The following is a 17,565-nucleotide window of genomic DNA, read 5'->3' on the forward strand; positions in this document are numbered from 1 at the left end:
GGCTGTCAGGCCGCTGTCTTCTTACGGCGACGCCTGCTGCCGGCCAGTGCGTCGATGAGCTGCTCGCGGCTCATCTTCGACCGGCCCGGCATGTCCAGATCGGTCGCCCGCTGGTACAGCTCCGCCTTGCTCAGCTTCCGCAACTCGCTCCTGCCGCCCGCACCCTGGCCGCGGGCCTGCACAGCCGCCCCGGCCTTCTTCGGCGGAGCCTTCCGCGCCCGCGTCTTCGCCGCCGTGTCTGTCGCCGAGGACCGGGTGGACGCCGCCTCACCGGGCGCGGCCCTTTCCCCGGCAGCGGGCTCCTTGCCGCCGCGGCCGGAGCGGGCGGCCTGGAGGCTGCCTTCGAGTACCTTCATCAGGTCGATCACATTGGTCGCCTCCGGCGGTTCCTCCGCCACGGCGATCTCCTGGCCCTCAGCCTTGGCCTCGACCAGCTCGCGGACCTTCTCCTGATAGGTGTCGTGGTAGCGGGACGGCTCCCAGTCGGAGCTGAGCGCGTCGACCAGTTGCAGTGCCATGTCCAGCTGCTTGCCGCGCCCCGCCCGGGCCGAGGGCAGCTCCGGCAGCTCCTGGCCCGGATCACGGACCTCGTCCGCCCAGTGCAGTGTCTGCAGGACCAGTACCTCGTCCTCGGCGCGCAGCGCGGTCAGGTACTGCTTGTTGCGCATGACGAAGGTGGCGATGCCGACCTTGCGCGCCTCCGCCAGGGCGGCGCGCAGCAGCTCGTAGACCTCGGTGTATTCCTTGCCGCGGGGGGCGATGTAGTAGGTGCGGTCGAAGTACACCGGCTCGATCCGGTCGAGGTCGACGAAGTCGGTGATGTCGACGGTCCGCGAGCGGCCCGGGGCGATGTCGTCGAGTTCGTCGGGTTCGACCACGACGTACTGGCCCTCGCCGAGTTCGTAGCCCTTGACGATGTCGTCGGTGCCGACCTCGTCGCCGGTGCGTTCGTTCACCCGCTTGTTGCGGATCCGGTCCGAGGTGCCGCGCTGCAGCTGGTGGAAGTGGAGGGTGTGGTCCCCGGTCGCGGTGTAGAGGCCGACGGGGACCGTGACGAGGCCGAACGTGATCACTCCTGTCCAGATCGCCCGAGCCATCGCCGTGCTCCATCCCGTCCGTGCCAGCTCCTGTGCTTGGCCTGTTGCCTTCCACGCTCGCACCACGGCCCGGCCCCCGCCCGCCGAGGCGGCACGCCAGGCACCCGAACGACCTCCGACGGCAGGCGCCGGCGCCCGGGACCCTCCCCATGGGGGCGTCGCGCGGGTACGGCTTCAGGAGCCGGGGCCACACCCCGCGAATGCCCTCGTCGCCGGCGGTGAGAAGGCGCGCGGCGGCACGTGGTCGCAGCCTGGTCGACGGCACTCGCCGCAGGGCCGGCGAGCTGAGCCACCGCAGCGGCGGAAGGGGGGCGGTACGGCGGAGCGGCGGCTCGTCGATCAGGTCTGGCGGGTTTCGCGGCCCGTGAGGGCGCCGTGGAAAATGGCCGCCGCCGTGGCCCGGTGGCCCTCGCTCAGGACGAGGACCGGCTTCGGCGGTGCACGGTGGCGACGGCCCCCAGAACCACGCCGACCGCGATGACACCCAGCCCGCGAAGCCACACCTCGGCCTCCACCTGTGTGGCAAGCACCACGCAGGACACTGCTCCGAGGACGGGGACGGCCGTGCGTGATCTGGTGAGAGCGGGATACCAGCAGGTCATGAGGTTGCTGACCGCAGTGCGCGAGATGGACCGCCGTCTGACCAAGCGGATGGCCTCCTGGCGGGAGCCCGCCCTTCACCGCACGCTGTCGGCGGTGGAGGAAGCCGCGGAAGGCAGCAAGTTGTGGTGCGGTGCCGCCGTGGTGATGGTCTGGGTTGGCGGACGGGAGCGTCGTAAGGGAGCGCTAGCGGGTGTGACGGCTCTGGCCTTGGCCCAACTGGTGTCCAACGGTGTGTGCAAGCAGGTGACTGACAGGCCGCGGCCGCCCAAGGAATGGATCCCGCACGACGAGGTCGAGGACCGCCCCGATTCGCCGTCGTTCCCCTCAGGGCACACCGCGGCTGCGGTGGCGTTCACCGCAGCGGTCGCCCCCTCGTGGCCGCTGGCCGGGACGGTCTGCGCGGTACCGGCCGCCCTGGTGGCCGTGGAGCGGGTGCAGTCCGGTGCCCACTACCCCAGTGACGTCGCCGCCGGTGCCGCTCTCGGTCTCGTCAGCGCGTGGCTGGTCAGGCACCTGCCGGAGCAGGCACTGCGCAGATGGCGGTGACAGGACCGGGACGGGTCCCGTCCCGGCCAGAGGTGACTGTCTCCAAGCCGCGGCCGATTCCTCCTCGACTTTCGCCGGCCAGGACGTACGCGGCGACGACCGCGCTTCCCGTGCCCATGCCGCCGATGGTGGCCCCGCAGGCGGCGTCACCGACGAGGCACACGCGCCCGGTGGACCAGGTAGCCACGTCCACCCGACTGATCGGGTCGAAGTACAGGTCGGGGGCCTGGTGCAGCGCGAGGAGCAGGCGGGGCACCTCCCGGCCGAGTCCGGAGAACGCATCGGAGATCAGACGCTTCTGCTGTTCGGGATCGTGGCGGTCGTACGACAGCTCCGGCGCCGCGAAGACGAAGAATGCCCCTGCCCGCGCAGGCACAGCGTTCGGGCTCTGCCGACACCTCGATGAACCGCTCCGGCAGCGCCAGCCGTTCCCCGCGCGGCGTCTCCGACAGGGCGATCTGCTGCCGTTGCTGTCAGAGCTGCGAACAACAGCGGGGTCCGGTCAGCGGGCGGTGTCCGGTGCGTGCGATCGCAAGGCGACGGAAGGTCCTCGTGGCGGAGCTACCAGGGCCTTCCGGCAACGCGGCGAGGGCGCGTGCCGGGCGCCGGCCGCCGGGGCCCACTTCTGTTCGCAGCTCTCAGCGCGTTCCGCTACCACCATGCGTGGTACAGACGCAGACGTCGGTGGACGAGGCCTCGCGCGGCCGGAGCTGCACGAGGTCGCCAGGATGCTTCAGTCGGGTCGCGCCTCAGCGGAAAGCAGCGACGTTGCGGGCGACCCAGCTGTCGAAGGGACGCGGGGCGCGGCCGAGGACTCGTTCCACGTCCGGACTGATCCGCAGTTCGGCCGGGTTCGGGGCGGAGGTGATGTCCAAGGTGTCGTCGGCGAGTTCCGCCGGTACGAACCGGGTCATCATGGCCTTGGCTTCGTCGCGGGTGAGTTCGTGGAACGCTACGGGCGAGCCGAGCGCGGCGGCGATCGTCTCCGCCTGCCGGCGTGGCGTGATCACCTCCGGGCCGGTCAGCTCGTAGACCTTGCCGGTGTGGCGGTCGTCCAGCAGGCAGGCCGCCGCGACCTCGGCGATGTCCGCCGGGTCGACGACCGGCACCCCGACATCGCCGAAGGACGCTGCGACCGTCTTTTGCGTGCGGACGGACTCCGCCCAGGCCAGGGCGTTGGACGCGAAGCCGCCCGGTCGCAGGACGGCCCAGTCCAGGCCGGACCTCCGCAGCGTGTCCTCCACCGCGCGCATCGCGACCCGTGACGGGCCGAGCGGCCTGGTCGCCACGCCCTGCGAAGACAGCAGGACGAGTCGGCGGACCCCACTGGCCGCGGCCAGGGCGATGATGTCGGACGGCCTGGCTTCGGAGGCGTGCAGGTCGCCGGACAGCAGGAGGAACAGCGCCTTCGCCCCGTCCAGGGCGGGTGTGAGGCTTGACGGCTCGGCCAGGTCGGCCGCCACATGCCGGACCCCGCCCGGCATCGCCCCCGTGTGCCGCGACACCGCCGTCACCTGCTCACCCGCGTCAGCCAGGGCCTGCGTCAAAGGTCGGCCCACATTCCCGGTGGCTCCGGTCACCACGATCATGTTCAACTCCTGGTCCGTTGTGAACTGCGCTGATCGACACTAGGAGCCGTTGTTACTTTTCGTAAGGACATACCCAGAGGTAAGCTCCCAACATGAAGGAAGGTGCGCAGTTGACGCAGGCCGAGGCGGGCAATCGGTATGAGGTGTTTCACACTGACTGCCCCGCGCGCGACATGGTCGACCACGTGACCAGCAGGTGGGGTATCTGGGTGCTGATCGCCTTGCGGAGCAACGACCTCCGGTTCTACGAGCTGCGCAACAGCATCCAGGGCATCAGCGAGAAAATGCTCACCCAGACCTTGCGCGCGCTGGTCCAGGACGGTCTGGTCCGGCGGGAGGTGGAGCCGACGACGCCGCCCCAGGTCACCTACGGACTGACCGAGTTCGGTCGGTACGTCAGCGAGCCGCTGACGGATCTGTTCAACCGGATCACACAGCGGCTGCCGCCGCACAGTCCGTGACGCGCCGCCCACCTGAAGTGTTCACTCGTCACTCTCCCCGGCCGTGCGGCCCGCGAGGAAGAAGCGCCCTCCCCCGGCTGGACGAGGAAGCCGGATATCGCCGGCCGGCCCCCCTTGCCAGGGGGACTTCCGGGTCTGCGGTGCCATAGGACGTTCTACTGGGCCTTGTAGCCGCCGTCGACGTTGAGGATGGTTCCGGTGACGAAGGACGCGGCCGGGGAGGCGAGCCAGGTGATGGCTTCGGCGACCTCGGTGGGGCGGCCTATCCGGTTGACCGGCTGGAGGGCGGCGATGGCGGCCTCGTCCCACGTGCCGGCCTCGATGGCGGTGCTGAGGATGTCGGTCTTGATCGAGCCGGGGGCGACCCCGTTGATGCGGATGCCGTCGGTGGCGTACTCCAGGGCGGCGGACTTGGTCAGGCCGACCACGGCGTGCTTGGTCGCGGAGTAGTTGGCCGCGTAGCGGATGCCGCCCAGGCCCGCGATCGAGGCAAGGTTGACGATGGCGCCACCGGGGTTGTCCTGGGCCAGCATCTGCTGGATCTGGTACTTCATGCCCCAGAAGACGCCGAGCACGTTCGTGGTGAGCATCTGCTGGAAGCGGCTGGTGGGCTCGTCGGCCATGCGACCGGTGTCGAGGGAGACTCCGGCGTTGTTGACCGCGACATCGAGGCGGCCGAAGCGCTCGACGGTGGCCGCGACCAGGGCGGCGACGGACTCTTCGGAGTCGACGTCGGCGGCGATGAATGCGGCTCGGCCGCCGTTGCCGCGGATCTCGCGGACGACGGCTTCGCCCGCTTCCTTGCGCCGGCCGGAGACGACGACGGCGTGGCCGGCGCGGGCCAGGGCCAGGCTGGCCTCCTTGCCGATGCCGGTGGTGGCTCCGGTGACCAGGGCGATGCGGGAGACGCTCATGACGGCGGACCTCTTCCTTGTACGAGTGGGCACGGCCGGCGGTGCGCTGTAGTCCCTTTAGGAGACCGCCGGTCTCTTGCGTTCGAGACTAAGAGACTGGCGGTCTGATGTCAAAAGACCGACGGTCTGTAACAAGAGGTGACGACCTCTCAGCGAGTACGCGGCGAAGGGCGCGAGACCCACTGGCGGGCGATCCTCGATGCCGCAGCGGCGATGCCCGCCGACGCGTCCGCGAGAGGGGAGAGAAGCAGGACTGCTGACCCGATGAGTGTCCAACGGGGACCGCTGGGGGCCTCCGTCATGTGACGCCGAGGAAGGCGACGGTGCGGACGATGATGCTCGGCGGTGTCTGCGGAGACATCTGTCAATCGACGTCAGGGAGGCGGCGGTGCTCACGGATGGAGTGCTCCGCCCCAGAAGCCGCCGGCCTCCCCCATCTGAGGACTACTGACGGTCCGATTTCAAAAGACCGGCAGTCTGTAACATGGGGGCATGACGACCTTCCAGCGAGCGCGCAGCGAGGAACAGCGCGAGATCCGGCGGCGGGCGATCCTCGACACCGCGGCGGCGATGCTCGAGGAGATGTCCGTGGGGGCACTCAGCCTGAACGAACTGAGCCGGCGCGTGGGCCTGGCGAAGTCCAACGTGCTGCGCTACTTCGAGTCACGCGAAGCCGTCCTGCTGGAACTGCTCGACCGCGACTGGCGGCAGTGGACCGCCGCCCTTCCCGAACAGCTCGCCCTCTCACTCACCCCCGACGCCCCGCCGACCCGGCGCGGTCAGGAGTTCGCCGCAGTCCTGGCCCGCTCCCTGGCGCAGCACCGGGTGCTGTGCGACCTGCTCAGCGCCCAGGCGGGCGTCCTGGAACACAACGTCTCAGCGGACGTGGCCGCCCGCAACAAACGAGCGGCCCTCGACAACGTCGCCGCTCTGGCCGCCCTCGCCCGCCGGCACCTCCCCGAACTCGGCGGCCACGCCGATCAGCTCTGCGCCCAGGCCGTCATGGTGAGCGGCGCGGTATGGACCCATGCCCGGCCCTCTGCCGCCATGCTCGCCGCCTATGAATCCGATCCCTCCCTCGCCGTCCTGCGGATGGACTTCACCACCACCCTGGAGGAGATGCTGACCACCCTCATCGTGGGCACTCTCGCCAGGGCAGAGGAATGACCACGCTCCCCTCCCCTCTGCCGCAGGCACCAGGGGCGAGAGCCGAGCACTGTCACGCCCCTGCCGGCGGAACGGGCGACTGCCCCTCGACTACGCGGAACCGCCATCGCAGCCCGCTCGCCGCGAGCGAGCACGCCGAACGACATCAACTACGCCACGCCGGCCGAAGCCGCGTGCCGCGTCTCCAGGATCGAGGGGCAAGGGCCGGGGTCCGGGGAGCCGAGTCCGCAACCGGCCGTTCGGACCGTTTGCCCTACGGCACGGCCCGGGTGGGCCAAGTCTTCGGGAAGGCCGGGGCGGGTCAGGCGGTGTCCGGCCATGTCAGGCGTCGGGCGTAGTGGACCCCTGCGGCAATGACCGTGAGGGCGGCTGTCATGCCGCCCAGGGTCATGACCGTCGAGGGTGAGCCGGCGTCGACGACGAGTCCACCGGTCAGAGCGCCCAGGGAGATCGTGGCCTGGAACGACGCGGTGAACATGACGGAAGCAGCTTCGGGGGTGTCGGGGCTCGCCTTGACGAACCACGTCTGGGAACAGACAGGGACTGCCCCGTATGCCACGCCCCAGACGATGAGGAGGGCGATCGTTCCCGCCTTCCCATCACCCACAACGGGCAGGAGCAAGGTGGCGGCGGCAATCCCGCCGGCGGCGGTGGCGAAGGTGGCCCGGGGGTGGCGCACGACCAGGGAGCCGCCCAGGAAGTTGCCGAGGATGCCCGCGGCTCCGTAGACGAGCAGGAAAACGGTGATGAGCCCCGAGCTGACGTCGGTGACCTGCTCGAGGAACGGTGTGACGTAGGTGTACGCGCCGAAGTGCGCCAGCACGACCAGAACCGTCAGGAGCAGGGCGAATCGGGTGGCAACGCTGCTGAGCATGCCGCGCAGCACGCGCAGGCGGGTGGTCCGGTGAGGTGGCAGTGGCGGCGTGACGATCAGCAGCATGATCAGGACGGCGACGGTGAGGCCGCCCATGGCGATGAATGCGGTGCGCCATCCGGCCAGGTCGCCAATGAGTGTGCCGGCCGGCACGCCGAGTACGGAGCCCAAGGGCACTGCGGAGAAGATCACTGCTGTGGCCCGGCCGACGGATTCGGCGGGTACCAGGCGTTCGGCCAGTGAGGCACCGATGGACCAGAAGCCGCCGATCACGATGCCGACCAGGACGCGGGAGACCAGGACCAGCCAGTAGTCGGGGGCTGCTGCTGCCAGGAAGTTCGCCGCGGCGAGCAGGACCATGAAGACGCACAGCATCAGGCGGCGGTCGATCCGCGCGGTCATGACGGTGACGACGGGGGCGGCGATCGCTGCGAGGAAGCCGGGCATGGTCATCATCAGTCCGGCCATGCCGTCGGAGACGGTGAAGTCGGCGCCGATCCTGGTCAGAAGTCCGATGGGGAGGATTTCTGTGGTGACGATGGAGAAGATGCCCAGCATGACCGCGACGACGGCCAGCCATCCGATCACCGGGGAGCGGGACGGTGAATCGGCCCCGCCGGGGTCGCGCCTGGTGGCGGTGGTGGATGCAGCCATGGATTCCGTCCTGTGATGGTGTGCTGTTGCACGATCAGTTCAGCAGGCGGAGCGGGGCACAGGCTGGCAGGTCTGCGACATCAATGCTGTCCGGAAGGGTGGTGTCGCAAATCTGCTCGTGCACGTCCCTACGGCCGGTCCGAGTAACGGGGTCGTGGCAGGAAACTGCCGACGGAACACAGGTCAAACTCGGCACCGTCATCGGCAACACCCGCCGCCGCACCCACAAGCTCACCGCCGAACAGCCGCGCGCACAGGCCGGCCCTCGGCATGCGCTGGTAGACCGCTTCGCATGGCGAACGTCCGGTCCGGTCAGTTCAGCAATGCGGCCGTGAACGCCTTGCGGTGGTCGGCCAGCCATGTCTGCACACGGTCCCAGCGCTCCCATCCACCACGCTCGGCCAACGCCCGGAGATAGAGAGGGTCACCGTCGGCCACCCGGCGGGCGACAAAGGCCCGGCAGACCCCCGTGGCCTGTTCGATGACACTGGGCAAGTCGGCGCGGTCCCCCGCCGAGAGGCCATAGCCGTCGGCAAGGATCCGCAGCCGTGCAGGCGCGTCGAGCGCCGAAGGATGGGCAGCGGCCGCGGAATCAGGATCCAGCACCGGAACCCAATAGCGGGCGCACATGGCGACGTCCCACAGGGGACGACCCGGGGCCGCCAGGTCGAAATCGATCAGGGCGGCGGCACGGCCGTCGCGGAAGACGACGTTCTCCGGGCACACGTCGTTGTGGCACAGCGTCGTTCCCCCCTCCGGATCGGCCAGATCCCGGGGCCACTCGGCATGGAGGTCGACCGCCACCGCCGCGCTGGTCTCATGCAGGCGCCGCAGCAGGCTCCCCACCGATCCAAGGGCGGTCTCGGTCATTGCCCAGTCCGGGTACGGCGGCAGAGCCACGTCACCCGGGACGAAGGTCAACTGCTCGCGACCGTCAGCGGTGAGACCGACAGGGGCCGGCGCAGCGTCGAAGCCGTGCTCCTGCAGTGCCAGGAGATAGGCGTGCAGGGCGGGCGCGTTGAGCGGTGCCGGACGCTCCACCAGTTCCCCCCGGCGGAAGACCGCTCCCGCGTTCATCATCCCGCCGACCAGCGCCTCGTCTTCAGCCGTCATGAGGATCACGCTACCGCCGGATCGCCCCGCGCGGGCCGGGCCGCGAACTCAGCGCGGACAAGCGCCCGAGGCCCACACACCAGACCATGGCCACCCGGGCCGACGTCTGTCACGGACACACTCGTGTACGCGCAGCCTGTGCTCTGACCGCATGGTTTCGCCGGGGCGGTGGTCGTCGTAGCGGCCTGAGCAAGACCCGGCGAACCCCTGTGCGCACAGCACTAGCCAGCCGAACTGACCAAGGTCTCGAAGCCTGAGCTGTCGCAGTAGGACACTGCACGACCCTCAGCCCCGACGTCGCCGCCGACCGCGTCGACGGTGTCATCGAGGATGTGGGTGTTACCGTGTTCCAAGCCTGCCTGGTCAAGCCTTTTCGAGGCCTCGATAACCGCGTGTCCTGCCGATTCGGTGTTGTCGAAGTCGGGCGACTGGGCACTCTGCCCTTCACCGGCATCGGCATCTGCCTCGCTGGTTGTTGTGGCGTGTGCAGCGTCCTGCCAGGACCCCAGCTTGGTGCAGTAATCCCGCTGCCACTCCTCGGCCTGCGCTGGATCGTCCGACGAACAACCATTCATCAGCACAGCGGCAACGACAACGGCCGCTGCTCGCTTGACTGCTCGTGTGATCCCACAGCTGTGCCGCATGTACATGCCCTCCCGACGCTGCCGACACAGAGTATGGATCACGCATGTGTCACCTTGCCGCCGGCCTCCACGCCGGCCCAGAGTCCGCGCCGAACAGCACACTGCTGCCGGACGGCCTGGAAACGGCGCATGCCGGGCCCTCTTTCACCGGCAGGGCGGCGGGCGATGCGGATACGGCACTCATCGGCCGCCTTCGGCCAACACGGCGGCGAGGAGTCCCGGGAAGCGGGTGTCGAGATCGGCGCGGCGCAGAGCCATCAGGCGTGCCTTTCCGATCCGTGCGGCACGCTCCTCGGCCACCCCGTGGCGTCCCGCGCTCGACGCGTCGACTCGGCAGGCCGGTCGTGCCACCGTGACCGGCGTGAGGATGCGTCTCGCGGGCACTTGAGTGTCATGAACGCGTTGATCAAGCGGCCGAGGAAGACATCGGACTCACCGTCACCGGGCCCGCACCCGTCGTGCGGCCGCTCCCGCCGGGGGAGGTGAGCATGCTCTTCCTGGTCGTCGCGCTGCTCCTGCTGGGGCTCCTGGTGGGGGCGGCCGCCTATCTCCCGTGGCCCGTCACTCTGGTGCTCGCAGCGGTCATTCTCGTCTGGCTCGCGGTCTTCACCGTGCGCGAACGCAGGCGCCGGCACGACCCGAGGAGGGCCCGGGCATGAGGCTGACCGCACCTGCCTCCCACGCGACGGGCCGCCGGGACACCGAGGGCATGGCGGTGGCCTCCTTCGTGCTCGGCCTCGTCGGACTGCTCGTCCTCAACGTCCTGCTGGGCCCGATCGCGATCGTCCTGGCCCTCGTCGCGCTCCGCCGGGGCACGCCCCGCCGCTTCCGCGCCCTGCTCGGACTGGGCCTGGGCATCGCCGACCTGGCCGTGCTGGGCATCCTGGCGTCCGTACACGGCTCGGCACCCTGGTCGGTGTGGGGCGGCTGACGGGAAGCGAGCAAGACCACGAGGACTTTCCGGCACCACCGCGAGCATGCGTGCCGGGCGTCGCGTGCCGGGCGCCGCTGGTGCCCGGGGTTCCAGATGCGGGGCGCGGCCCACGGCCTGTCTCGCGCCCCCCTCGACCCGTCGGGCTGCTCCGCGTCGGTCTCTGCGGGCCCCTCGGGCGCTCGGCGGCGGGGCCGGGCGCGTGCCGCCGCTGACGGTGCTCGCAACGACCGCCTCCTGCAAGTCAGTTGCCGGGGGCGCCCGGAACGTTCTGCGGTCATCAACGACGGCAAGACTCTGTCGCAGGTGCAGCCGGTGAACCGGTGGGCGGCCCGGGCGGCGTCCGTCCCGGTCCGCCGGCGCCCCGGGGTGCTCACCGTCCCGGGGCGCTCACCTCCCCTTCGCCGCCACTCGCCGCGCGACCACGACACCCTGCCCGCCCGCTCTCCCGTCATGACCGGCCTCACCGCGGGGCCGACCGCACCTGGACGGGCACGGGCGGCCACCGTTCGACGGTGGCCGCCCTGGATGCCGTGCCGCTTTGGGGCCCACTTCTGTCCGCAGCTCTTACTCGCAGGTGCCCGCGAACGTCGAGCGGGTCACGACGTCCGTCGTGGCGGCGGTGGTGTCCAGCCAGACGACGCGCTGGCCGTCACCGAGGGACGGAGCCAGCTGCGAGCCGGAGGAGCAGGAGACGCGGCTGAATGTGTTCAGCCCGGCCAGCACGTCGGAGGTGCGGGCGACCCGCACCTTGGTGGGGCCGCTCCAGGCGCCGAGGGCGCCCCAGAAGTCGTACGTCGAGTACGCCAGGTAGTTGTCGTTCACCGAGAACTGGGCGGCGTAGAGACTCGTGGGGAAGCGCAGGGTCGCCATCCGGGTCACGTCGTCGGCCGGCGCCGAACCGATGGTGGAGGACGGGAACAGGAAGCCGCCCGTGATGCGGTAGAAGACCCGGCCGGAGGTGAGCTGGATGTCCGAGAGGTAGTTGAACAGGAAGCCGGGGATGCGCTTGTTCTGCGTCCTGCCGGTGGCGATGTCGTGGACGTACAGGTACGTGCCGTCACCGCCGGCCCAGGCGATCGTGCCGTTCTTCATGGCGAGGTGGGATGCCTTGGTGCCGGGCTCGGGTGTCACGTCGACCGTGGTGCCGTCCGCCTTGCGGAGCATGACGTCCTGCTCGCCGTCGGGGGTGGTGCGGATGTAGGCGAGGGCGCCGTTCTCGGTGACCGGCTCGGTCTCGTCCACGCCCGGCTCGTCGACCAGCTTCTTGATCTCGCCCTGGCCCTTGCCGCCGGCCCGGTAGATGCCGACGCCGTCGGCGGTGATCCGGGTGAAGGCGATGCGGTCGTTGTCGAGGGACGGGTCGAGCAGGTAGGCGTCCTTCTGGGCCAGTTCGTGCCGCGGGTGCTTGGAGAAGCGGCCCACGGTGATGCCGAAGGCGGCGCTGCCCTGGTCCCAGGCGATGGCATCGCCGTGGGGGATGGCGTAGACGTCGCCGTTGATCTGGGCGGCCTGCTCGTCGACGCCGCCGTAGACCTCGTAGGCGGGCAGGACGTTGCCGGCGATGGTGGTGGCGTCGTGCGTGCCGCCCTTGTTCTCCCAGCCCTGCTCGATGCCGTGGGCGGCGAAGGCCTTGTCGATCGCGGCGAGGTCGGCGGCGGGGACCTTCATGGACTTCGCCGCGAGGGTCACCGCGTTGCGCATGTCGGTGAAGCCGGACAGCGGGGTGAGGTAGTTCTCCGCGGCCCGGTAGATGATCTGGTCCGCGAGCTTGGTGTCGATGCTCTTGCGGAGGTCCCACAGCGCGCCGCCGACGATGGTGGAGTTGGAGTGCACTCCGCCGTTGTCGATGTCGAGCGTGATGGGCAGGTAGTCCTTCTGCGCGTTGCGGCCGTCGTTCAGGTCGCGCAGGGCGCAGTCCTCGAGCGGCTTGGTGCCGTTGCAGAGGTACTCGCCGACGAGGCCGGACGTGGGGTCGCTCATGGCGATGCCCTTGTCGGCGGTCTCCATGGCGTTGCCGAAGTAGTCGGAGATCGCCTCGTTGAGGGCGCCCGACTGGTTGAGGTAGACCAGTCCGGCGGCGTGCTCGGTGACGCCGTGTGTCATCTCGTGGCCGACCACGTCCAGGCCCACCGACAGCGGCACGCCGTTCATGTGGCCGTACACCATCTTGGAGCCGTCCCAGAAGGCGTTGGCGTAGTCCTTGCCGCTGCTGGCGACGTTGACGACGGAGTAGATGCTGCCGCCCTTGCCGTCGACGCCGTCACGACCGAGCTGGTCCTTGAGGTACTCGTAGACCTTGGCGGCATTGACGTGGGCGTCGACCGCGCCGGAGGTGGTGTTCGCGCCGTCGAAGCGGTCGGTGGCGGACTTCACCAGAGGGATGTCGTCGGTGACCGGGCCGCCCGCCACGAGCGTGTAGTTCTTGCGCTGCGCGTCGTAGGTGCGTATCTGGCCGCCGGTCCGCGCGTACATGTCGCGGGTGGAATCGACCAGGGTGTACGAGCCGTCCGCCGCGTGATCGGCGTTCAGCCGCACCTCGGAGCCGTCCACGCGCACGCCCGTCCCCGTCGCGGGGGCGGCGTCGGCCGCGTCGATGTTGTTGTAGGACAGGGCTATGCCGCCGACGCTCGCGTCGACGTACACCTCCTGGCGCACGGGACTGCCGTCACCCCGGGCACCGGTCACGGTGAAGTGCCAGGTCAGTGTGCCGCCGTGGGAGTTGGGCAGGACGACGAGTCCGTGGCCGGCAGTCCGGGCGCCCCGGACGGCGCCCACGCGCGGGTCCAGGGAGAACATCCGCTGCCTGGCGGTCGCCTCGGTGACCTTCGGGGTGGTGGAGACGGTGAGGTCCGTGTACAGGGTGCCCGTGGCGGAGGTGACCTTCTGGCCGCCCTCGGCCGGCTCCGTCTGCACCGCGTACTCGGCGCCGAGGACCGGCACGCCGTTGTGCTTCTGCTGGAAGCGGACCGCGGACTGTCTGCCGGTCCTGGTGGTCTTCAGGGTCTGCAGGTCGGAGACCGGGACCTTGTACTTGTCCTGATGGGCCTTGAGGTGCGCGCGGGCCGCCTCGGCGGGAGTCCCCTCGCGGGCGGTCTTGTCCAGGCCCTCGGTCATGGCCGGGGCGACCGGTGTCCGGCCGGCCGTGACGTTCGCGGGCAGAGACACCTCGTCCTCGGCCCAGGCCGGCGCGCTCGGCAGCGCTGATACCGCGGCCGCAACCACCACTGCGGCGGCAACGGATCGGTGGAGCCGTCTTGTTCTTCTCGGGAACACAGGAACTCTCCCCATCTCACACGGGTACGTGGATCGGCACCGACACGCAGAGTCCGTGGTCCTGCGCGTTCGGTGGCTCGATGGTTCGGTATCAGGCGTTCCGCGGACAAGGGATCATCACAGGCGTGAATGCGCCTTGGCGCGAACACGCCCCAAGTCGTGCCGGACCTGCACCGGTTGGGCCGCTGCTGTCACCTTTCGTGGAGGAGAGTGCAGGCGGGTTCACCGCAGGGCCGCTCGACGAGGAGTGCGGGGGCGCGGTGGGTCCTCCGCGCGGATCGTCCGCTTCGCGGTGCCGGGTCGAGAGGGAGCGCTGACCGCGCTCCGGGGTCGTCAGGTACGCGGCTCGGCCGGCTGCGGTGAGCCGGTGTCCTCCGCCACCGGGTTCGGCGCCGGTGCGGACGTGGCGTCGTCGCCGCTCAGCCAGCCCGCGCGCACGGCCTGGCAGCCCAGCTGGAAGCGCGTCCGGGCGTCAGCCAGCTGCATCAGCCGACTGAGCCTGCGCTGCACCGTGCGATGACCGAGACCGAGCTGCCGGGCGATACTGACGTCCGTCAGGCCCACGTGCAGCAGCCCCAGGATCGACCGGTCCACCTCGTCGGGCCCGGCCTCGGGATCCGGGACGGGCCCTGTCTGCTCGGGGCCGACCAGCCGCCAGCCGCGCTCCCGGTAGGCGTGAAAGAGCGCCACCAGGGCTTCCAGCAGCCCAGTTTCATGGATGATCAGCGCTCCGGGATCGCGGCTGCCCGGCATGAGCGAGAGCCGGACCATGGCGATCTTGCCGTCCGCGATGGCCAGTTGTACGGGCACGGAGTCCACCACGGTGAGTTCCTGCCCGGCCCGCAGTGACTCCTCCACGAGGCCCCCGATCCCGGGCTCGTCGAGCCAGGCCCGTTCCAGGACCACCCGGTACCGCACGCCGCGCCGCATGGCCTCGGCTTCGGCGTCGTTCTCCTCCACCGGTACCACGGCGTTCCGCCGCCGGCTGACCGGCATCATCAGGCCGAGGACCTCGTGGTGCGCCGCGAGCTGCAGTTGCAGGAACCGGTGGCGCACCGCTTCCCGTCCGGACACCACCTCCACGGGCGCCCCAGGCTGGCTGCTCTGGGCCTCCTGGTACTGCTCGGTGAGCCAGGCTATGAGTCTCTCGGCCTGCCGCAGGCCGTCACGCCGGGCGGAGAGCAGCGGCTCCAGGGCGAGGGCCGGTGGCGTGGCCCGGTAGCGGGGTTCCTCGCCGGAGGCGGTGTCGGCGAGGGCCAGGCCGGTACTGACCAGCCGGTGCAGCACGTCGGCCACCCCGTGCTCCGACCAGGCGACGGCCCGGGTCGCGTCGGCGGGCGCGGCAGTCAGTGTCCGAGTGAGTTCGGCGGCCCGCACCCCCGGATGCGCGACGAGGACGCGGTAGACCGCGTCCTCCTCGTCCGCCAGTCCCAGCGCAGTCAGCACCCTCGGCCTCCTCGTCCTGGCGTCGGGCGACACCCCGCCCCCACCGCCGGATCCAGCCCTCCGGCTCCGGCATTCTCCCTCCCGCCGCAGGCCTGCCGCCAGCCTCACGCGGACGCGGCCCAGGGGCCTCCCCCTGAAGCGGCAGGCTCCAGGGCCGGCCCTCGCGGAGCGGCGCGGCGCCCTCGCGCCACCGTGCGGTGGGGAGTTCGGTTCGGTGTTCCCGACGGACGGCAGGTCTGTCCGGAATCGAACTCGGGCTCTGGGGGCCGGAGTTGACAGTCAAGGATGTGCGGTCAGGGTTCGACGGGAGGCTGACGAGGTGCCGCGAGTACGTCCTGGAGTACGTTCTCGAGCGTGACGCGGGCCAGTTCGCTTCTCAGGGTCTCCTCGATGCCCTCGTAGATGCCCTGCATCGCCGGCTGGATGCCGTGACCCACCACGCAGCCCTGGTCCGGGGTGGTGCGGTGCATCGCGAACAGCGGGCCGGGTTCCACTGCCTCGTACACGTCGAGCAGGGTCATCGACCCCAGCTCGCGCGCCAGCGACCAGCCCGCGCCCACGCCTCTGCGGGACTCCACGAGCCCGGCCCTGCGCAGTTCGCCGAGCAGGCGCCTGATCACCACGGGGTTGGTGTTCGCGCTGGCCGCGATCTGCTCGGAGGTGGCGACCTCATGGCCCTGGCGCTGGTAGAGGCCGATCCAGGTCAGCGCGTGGGCGGCGATGGTCAGCCTGCTGTTGGCACTCATGAACCCCTCCTCTCAGCCGCAGCGCTTCATGCTACGGCAGCGCAGTCGTAACAGCGAAGGTTGCATCAGACTGTCGTAACAATTAACGTTGCGACTGCCGGGAACGGTCAATCAACGAGGTGAGAAGAATGAGCAAGCCACTCACGGGCAAGGTCGCCCTGGTCACCGGAGGGTCGCGCGGACTGGGAGCCGCGACCGTGCGGCTGCTGGCCGAGCAGGGCGCCGACGTCGCCTTCACCTATGTCAGCTCCGAGAAGCAGGCGCAAACTGTCGTCGACGAGGTGCACGGCAAGGGGGCGAAGGCCGTCGCCTTCAAGTCCGACCAGGCGGACACAAGCCGGGCGCCGGCGCTGATCGACGACGTGGTCGCGCACTTCGGCGGCCTGGACATCCTCGTCAACAACGCGGCGATCTCGGTGGAGCAGGGCCGCAGGGTGGACGACCCGGACGCCGACACCGCCGCACTGGACCGGATGCACGCGACCAACTACCTCGGCGTGATCGCCGTCATCCGGGCCGCCTCCCGAGTGCTGCGCGCGGGCGGCCGCATCATCACGGTGAGTTCCGGACTGGGCTCCCGGGTGGGTGCCCCGGGTCTTGCCGACTACTCGGCGACCAAGTCGGGGATCGAGAGGTACACCATGGGGGTCGCACGGGACCTCGGGCCCCGGAACATCACGGCCAACGTCGTGGAGGCCGGACTGATGGAGGGCGGCATGGAAGGGCCGGACCCCGAGACCCTCAAGGCCCTGATCAGCTCGCTGTCCCTGCAACGCATGGGTCACCCCGACGAGATCGCCGCGGCGATCGCGTTTCTGGCGAGCCCCGCCGCGTCGTACATCACGGGTGCGGTGCTGGACGCCCACGGCGGCTACAACGCCTGAACCGGAACACCTGCCGCGCGCCCGGAGGACATCGCGCCTTCGGGCGCACCGCCGACGACCCGCGCGTGCGCGGACGGTCCCGCCTGCGTGCCAAAGGGGCAGCCGCGACCGGTCCGTCGCCGGCCGGGCTGCGGAAGACGGGCAAGCGGTCTTGCGGGACACCGTCCTCTTCCCGGCCGGAGGACGAGGCACTGCGTGCCGGAGGGAGTCACATGACCGCATGGGTCTCCAGCGGGCCCGCGGTGATGCGCAGTTCGCGGATGCGGAGCGGCCCCTCGTCCTCCGCCAGGTAGAAGATATGTGTGAACGGGGCGCGGACGACGCGGTCCGGTTCGCTCTTCTTGGCCATCGTGGCCTCGCCGCGCAGCAGCCTGACGCCGTTGTCCGCGCTCCAGAACTCCAGTACCTCGTGGGTGATGTCCAACGGCTCGTCGATCTTGACGAAGAATGCCTTGATGGCTTCGACGCCGCGGATGTGGGCGGTGCCGAAGTACAGGTCGGTGTCGTCGGTGAGCGGTGCGAAGCCTTCGTCGAACGACAGGGTGTCGATGGCGTCCATGAACTTCAGGACCCAGCCGGGGACGTTCGTCGGGTGTGCCGTGTTCGCCATGGCGTGGTTC

At 70.1% G+C, this 17,565-nt stretch carries 17 protein-coding genes and 1 pseudogene; 6 read left to right on the plus strand and 12 right to left on the minus strand.

Annotated features, from left to right (window positions below):
- Positions 1–5: 5 nt before the first annotated feature.
- Positions 6–1,097 (minus strand): non-homologous end joining protein Ku, encoded by a 1,092-nt coding sequence (gene ku / locus AC6I72_RS00720; protein WP_497998600.1) that lies wholly within the window; start codon positions 1,095–1,097, stop codon positions 6–8.
- A gap of 413 nt (positions 1,098–1,510) precedes the next feature.
- Positions 1,511–1,672: pseudogene (locus AC6I72_RS00725) on the minus strand (amino acid permease); the annotation flags it as partial.
- A 25-nt stretch (positions 1,673–1,697) separates the two neighbouring features.
- On the opposite strand from AC6I72_RS00725, the gene AC6I72_RS00730 reads away from it, so the two are divergent.
- Positions 1,698–2,246 (plus strand): phosphatase PAP2 family protein, encoded by a 549-nt coding sequence (locus AC6I72_RS00730; protein ID WP_497998602.1) that lies wholly within the window; start codon positions 1,698–1,700, stop codon positions 2,244–2,246.
- Here AC6I72_RS00730 and AC6I72_RS00735 read toward each other — a convergent pair.
- Together AC6I72_RS00735 and AC6I72_RS00740 are read right to left on the minus strand one after the other, a co-directional pair.
- Positions 2,206–2,622, minus strand: coding sequence for a hypothetical protein (locus AC6I72_RS00735; RefSeq protein WP_497998604.1), 417 nt, complete (start codon positions 2,620–2,622; stop codon positions 2,206–2,208). The two genes, AC6I72_RS00730 and AC6I72_RS00735, sit on opposite strands and share 41 nt — an antisense overlap.
- A 373-nt stretch (positions 2,623–2,995) precedes the next feature.
- The gene (locus tag AC6I72_RS00740; RefSeq protein WP_497998606.1) at positions 2,996–3,835 is read right to left on the minus strand and encodes an SDR family oxidoreductase; all 840 of its coding nucleotides are present in this window, start codon (positions 3,833–3,835) and stop codon (positions 2,996–2,998) included.
- A 92-nt stretch (positions 3,836–3,927) separates the two neighbouring features.
- On the opposite strand from AC6I72_RS00740, the gene AC6I72_RS00745 reads away from it, so the two are divergent.
- Positions 3,928–4,296 (plus strand): winged helix-turn-helix transcriptional regulator, encoded by a 369-nt coding sequence (locus AC6I72_RS00745; protein ID WP_497998608.1) that lies wholly within the window; start codon positions 3,928–3,930, stop codon positions 4,294–4,296.
- 155 nt (positions 4,297–4,451) lie between these two features.
- Here the strand turns inward: AC6I72_RS00745 and AC6I72_RS00750 are convergent, their stop codons facing one another.
- Positions 4,452–5,210 (minus strand): SDR family NAD(P)-dependent oxidoreductase, encoded by a 759-nt coding sequence (locus AC6I72_RS00750; RefSeq protein ID WP_497998610.1) that lies wholly within the window; start codon positions 5,208–5,210, stop codon positions 4,452–4,454.
- 492 nt (positions 5,211–5,702) lie between these two features.
- Between AC6I72_RS00750 and AC6I72_RS00755 the strand changes: the two genes are divergently transcribed.
- A complete protein-coding gene (locus tag AC6I72_RS00755; protein ID WP_497998612.1) occupies positions 5,703–6,377 on the plus strand; it encodes a TetR/AcrR family transcriptional regulator in 675 nt (224 codons plus the stop codon).
- 301 nt (positions 6,378–6,678) lie between these two features.
- Here the strand turns inward: AC6I72_RS00755 and AC6I72_RS00760 are convergent, their stop codons facing one another.
- The 3 genes from AC6I72_RS00760 to AC6I72_RS00770 form a co-directional block, all read right to left on the minus strand.
- Positions 6,679–7,905 (minus strand): MFS transporter, encoded by a 1,227-nt coding sequence (locus tag AC6I72_RS00760; protein ID WP_497998614.1) that lies wholly within the window; start codon positions 7,903–7,905, stop codon positions 6,679–6,681.
- Between the two features lie 312 nt (positions 7,906–8,217).
- Complete coding sequence (locus AC6I72_RS00765) at positions 8,218–9,018, minus strand: aminoglycoside phosphotransferase family protein (RefSeq protein ID WP_497998616.1); 801 nt, start codon at positions 9,016–9,018, stop codon at positions 8,218–8,220.
- 221 nt (positions 9,019–9,239) lie between these two features.
- On the minus strand, positions 9,240–9,704 hold the full coding sequence (locus AC6I72_RS00770; protein ID WP_497998618.1) for a hypothetical protein: 465 nt from the start codon (positions 9,702–9,704) through the stop codon (positions 9,240–9,242).
- Positions 9,705–10,150: 446 nt separating this feature from the next.
- Between AC6I72_RS00770 and AC6I72_RS00775 the strand changes: the two genes are divergently transcribed.
- Both AC6I72_RS00775 and AC6I72_RS00780 read left to right on the plus strand, forming a co-directional pair.
- Positions 10,151–10,321 carry a hypothetical protein gene (locus AC6I72_RS00775; protein WP_366724757.1) on the plus strand — a complete coding sequence of 57 codons (171 nt, stop codon included), beginning with the start codon at positions 10,151–10,153 and terminating at the stop codon, positions 10,319–10,321.
- Positions 10,318–10,593, plus strand: a complete 276-nt coding sequence (locus AC6I72_RS00780) for a DUF4190 domain-containing protein (protein ID WP_497998620.1) — start codon at positions 10,318–10,320, stop codon at positions 10,591–10,593. Before AC6I72_RS00775 ends, AC6I72_RS00780 begins: the two co-directional genes overlap by 4 nt.
- A gap of 567 nt (positions 10,594–11,160) precedes the next feature.
- On the opposite strand, the gene AC6I72_RS00785 is transcribed toward AC6I72_RS00780, so the two are convergent.
- From AC6I72_RS00785 to AC6I72_RS00795, 3 genes are all read right to left on the minus strand, one after another.
- Positions 11,161–13,761: a M4 family metallopeptidase gene (locus AC6I72_RS00785; protein WP_497998622.1), complete on the minus strand. Its 2,601-nt coding sequence runs from the start codon at positions 13,759–13,761 to the stop codon at positions 11,161–11,163.
- Between the two features lie 441 nt (positions 13,762–14,202).
- Positions 14,203–15,315, minus strand: coding sequence for a hypothetical protein (locus AC6I72_RS00790; protein ID WP_497998623.1), 1,113 nt, complete (start codon positions 15,313–15,315; stop codon positions 14,203–14,205).
- Between the two features lie 293 nt (positions 15,316–15,608).
- Positions 15,609–16,061, minus strand: coding sequence for an Rrf2 family transcriptional regulator (locus tag AC6I72_RS00795; RefSeq protein WP_497998625.1), 453 nt, complete (start codon positions 16,059–16,061; stop codon positions 15,609–15,611).
- A gap of 128 nt (positions 16,062–16,189) precedes the next feature.
- Here AC6I72_RS00795 and AC6I72_RS00800 point away from each other — a divergent pair, with 128 nt between their 5' ends.
- On the plus strand, positions 16,190–16,945 hold the full coding sequence (locus AC6I72_RS00800) for an SDR family NAD(P)-dependent oxidoreductase (protein ID WP_497998627.1): 756 nt from the start codon (positions 16,190–16,192) through the stop codon (positions 16,943–16,945).
- A 208-nt stretch (positions 16,946–17,153) separates the two neighbouring features.
- Here AC6I72_RS00800 and AC6I72_RS00805 read toward each other — a convergent pair whose 3' ends face one another.
- On the minus strand, positions 17,154–17,555 hold the full coding sequence (locus tag AC6I72_RS00805) for a nuclear transport factor 2-like protein (RefSeq protein WP_497998629.1): 402 nt from the start codon (positions 17,553–17,555) through the stop codon (positions 17,154–17,156).
- Positions 17,556–17,565: the final 10 nt, after the last annotated feature.

It is taken from the genome of Streptomyces sp. Xyl84, assembly GCF_059731885.1.

Coding starts and splice junctions, on each gene's coding strand:
- ku (WP_497998600.1), bottom strand. CDS start 1,097: ATGGCTCGGGCGATCTGGACAGGAGTGATCACGTTCGGCCTCGTCACG.
- AC6I72_RS00730 (WP_497998602.1), top strand. CDS start 1,698: ATGAGGTTGCTGACCGCAGTGCGCGAGATGGACCGCCGTCTGACCAAG.
- AC6I72_RS00740 (WP_497998606.1), bottom strand. CDS start 3,835: ATGATCGTGGTGACCGGAGCCACCGGGAATGTGGGCCGACCTTTGACG.
- AC6I72_RS00745 (WP_497998608.1), top strand. CDS start 3,928: ATGAAGGAAGGTGCGCAGTTGACGCAGGCCGAGGCGGGCAATCGGTAT.
- AC6I72_RS00750 (WP_497998610.1), bottom strand. CDS start 5,210: ATGAGCGTCTCCCGCATCGCCCTGGTCACCGGAGCCACCACCGGCATC.
- AC6I72_RS00755 (WP_497998612.1), top strand. CDS start 5,703: ATGACGACCTTCCAGCGAGCGCGCAGCGAGGAACAGCGCGAGATCCGG.
- AC6I72_RS00760 (WP_497998614.1), bottom strand. CDS start 7,905: ATGGCTGCATCCACCACCGCCACCAGGCGCGACCCCGGCGGGGCCGAT.
- AC6I72_RS00765 (WP_497998616.1), bottom strand. CDS start 9,018: ATGACGGCTGAAGACGAGGCGCTGGTCGGCGGGATGATGAACGCGGGA.
- AC6I72_RS00775 (WP_366724757.1), top strand. CDS start 10,151: ATGCTCTTCCTGGTCGTCGCGCTGCTCCTGCTGGGGCTCCTGGTGGGG.
- AC6I72_RS00780 (WP_497998620.1), top strand. CDS start 10,318: ATGAGGCTGACCGCACCTGCCTCCCACGCGACGGGCCGCCGGGACACC.
- AC6I72_RS00795 (WP_497998625.1), bottom strand. CDS start 16,061: ATGAGTGCCAACAGCAGGCTGACCATCGCCGCCCACGCGCTGACCTGG.
- AC6I72_RS00800 (WP_497998627.1), top strand. CDS start 16,190: ATGAGCAAGCCACTCACGGGCAAGGTCGCCCTGGTCACCGGAGGGTCG.
- AC6I72_RS00805 (WP_497998629.1), bottom strand. CDS start 17,555: ATGGCGAACACGGCACACCCGACGAACGTCCCCGGCTGGGTCCTGAAG.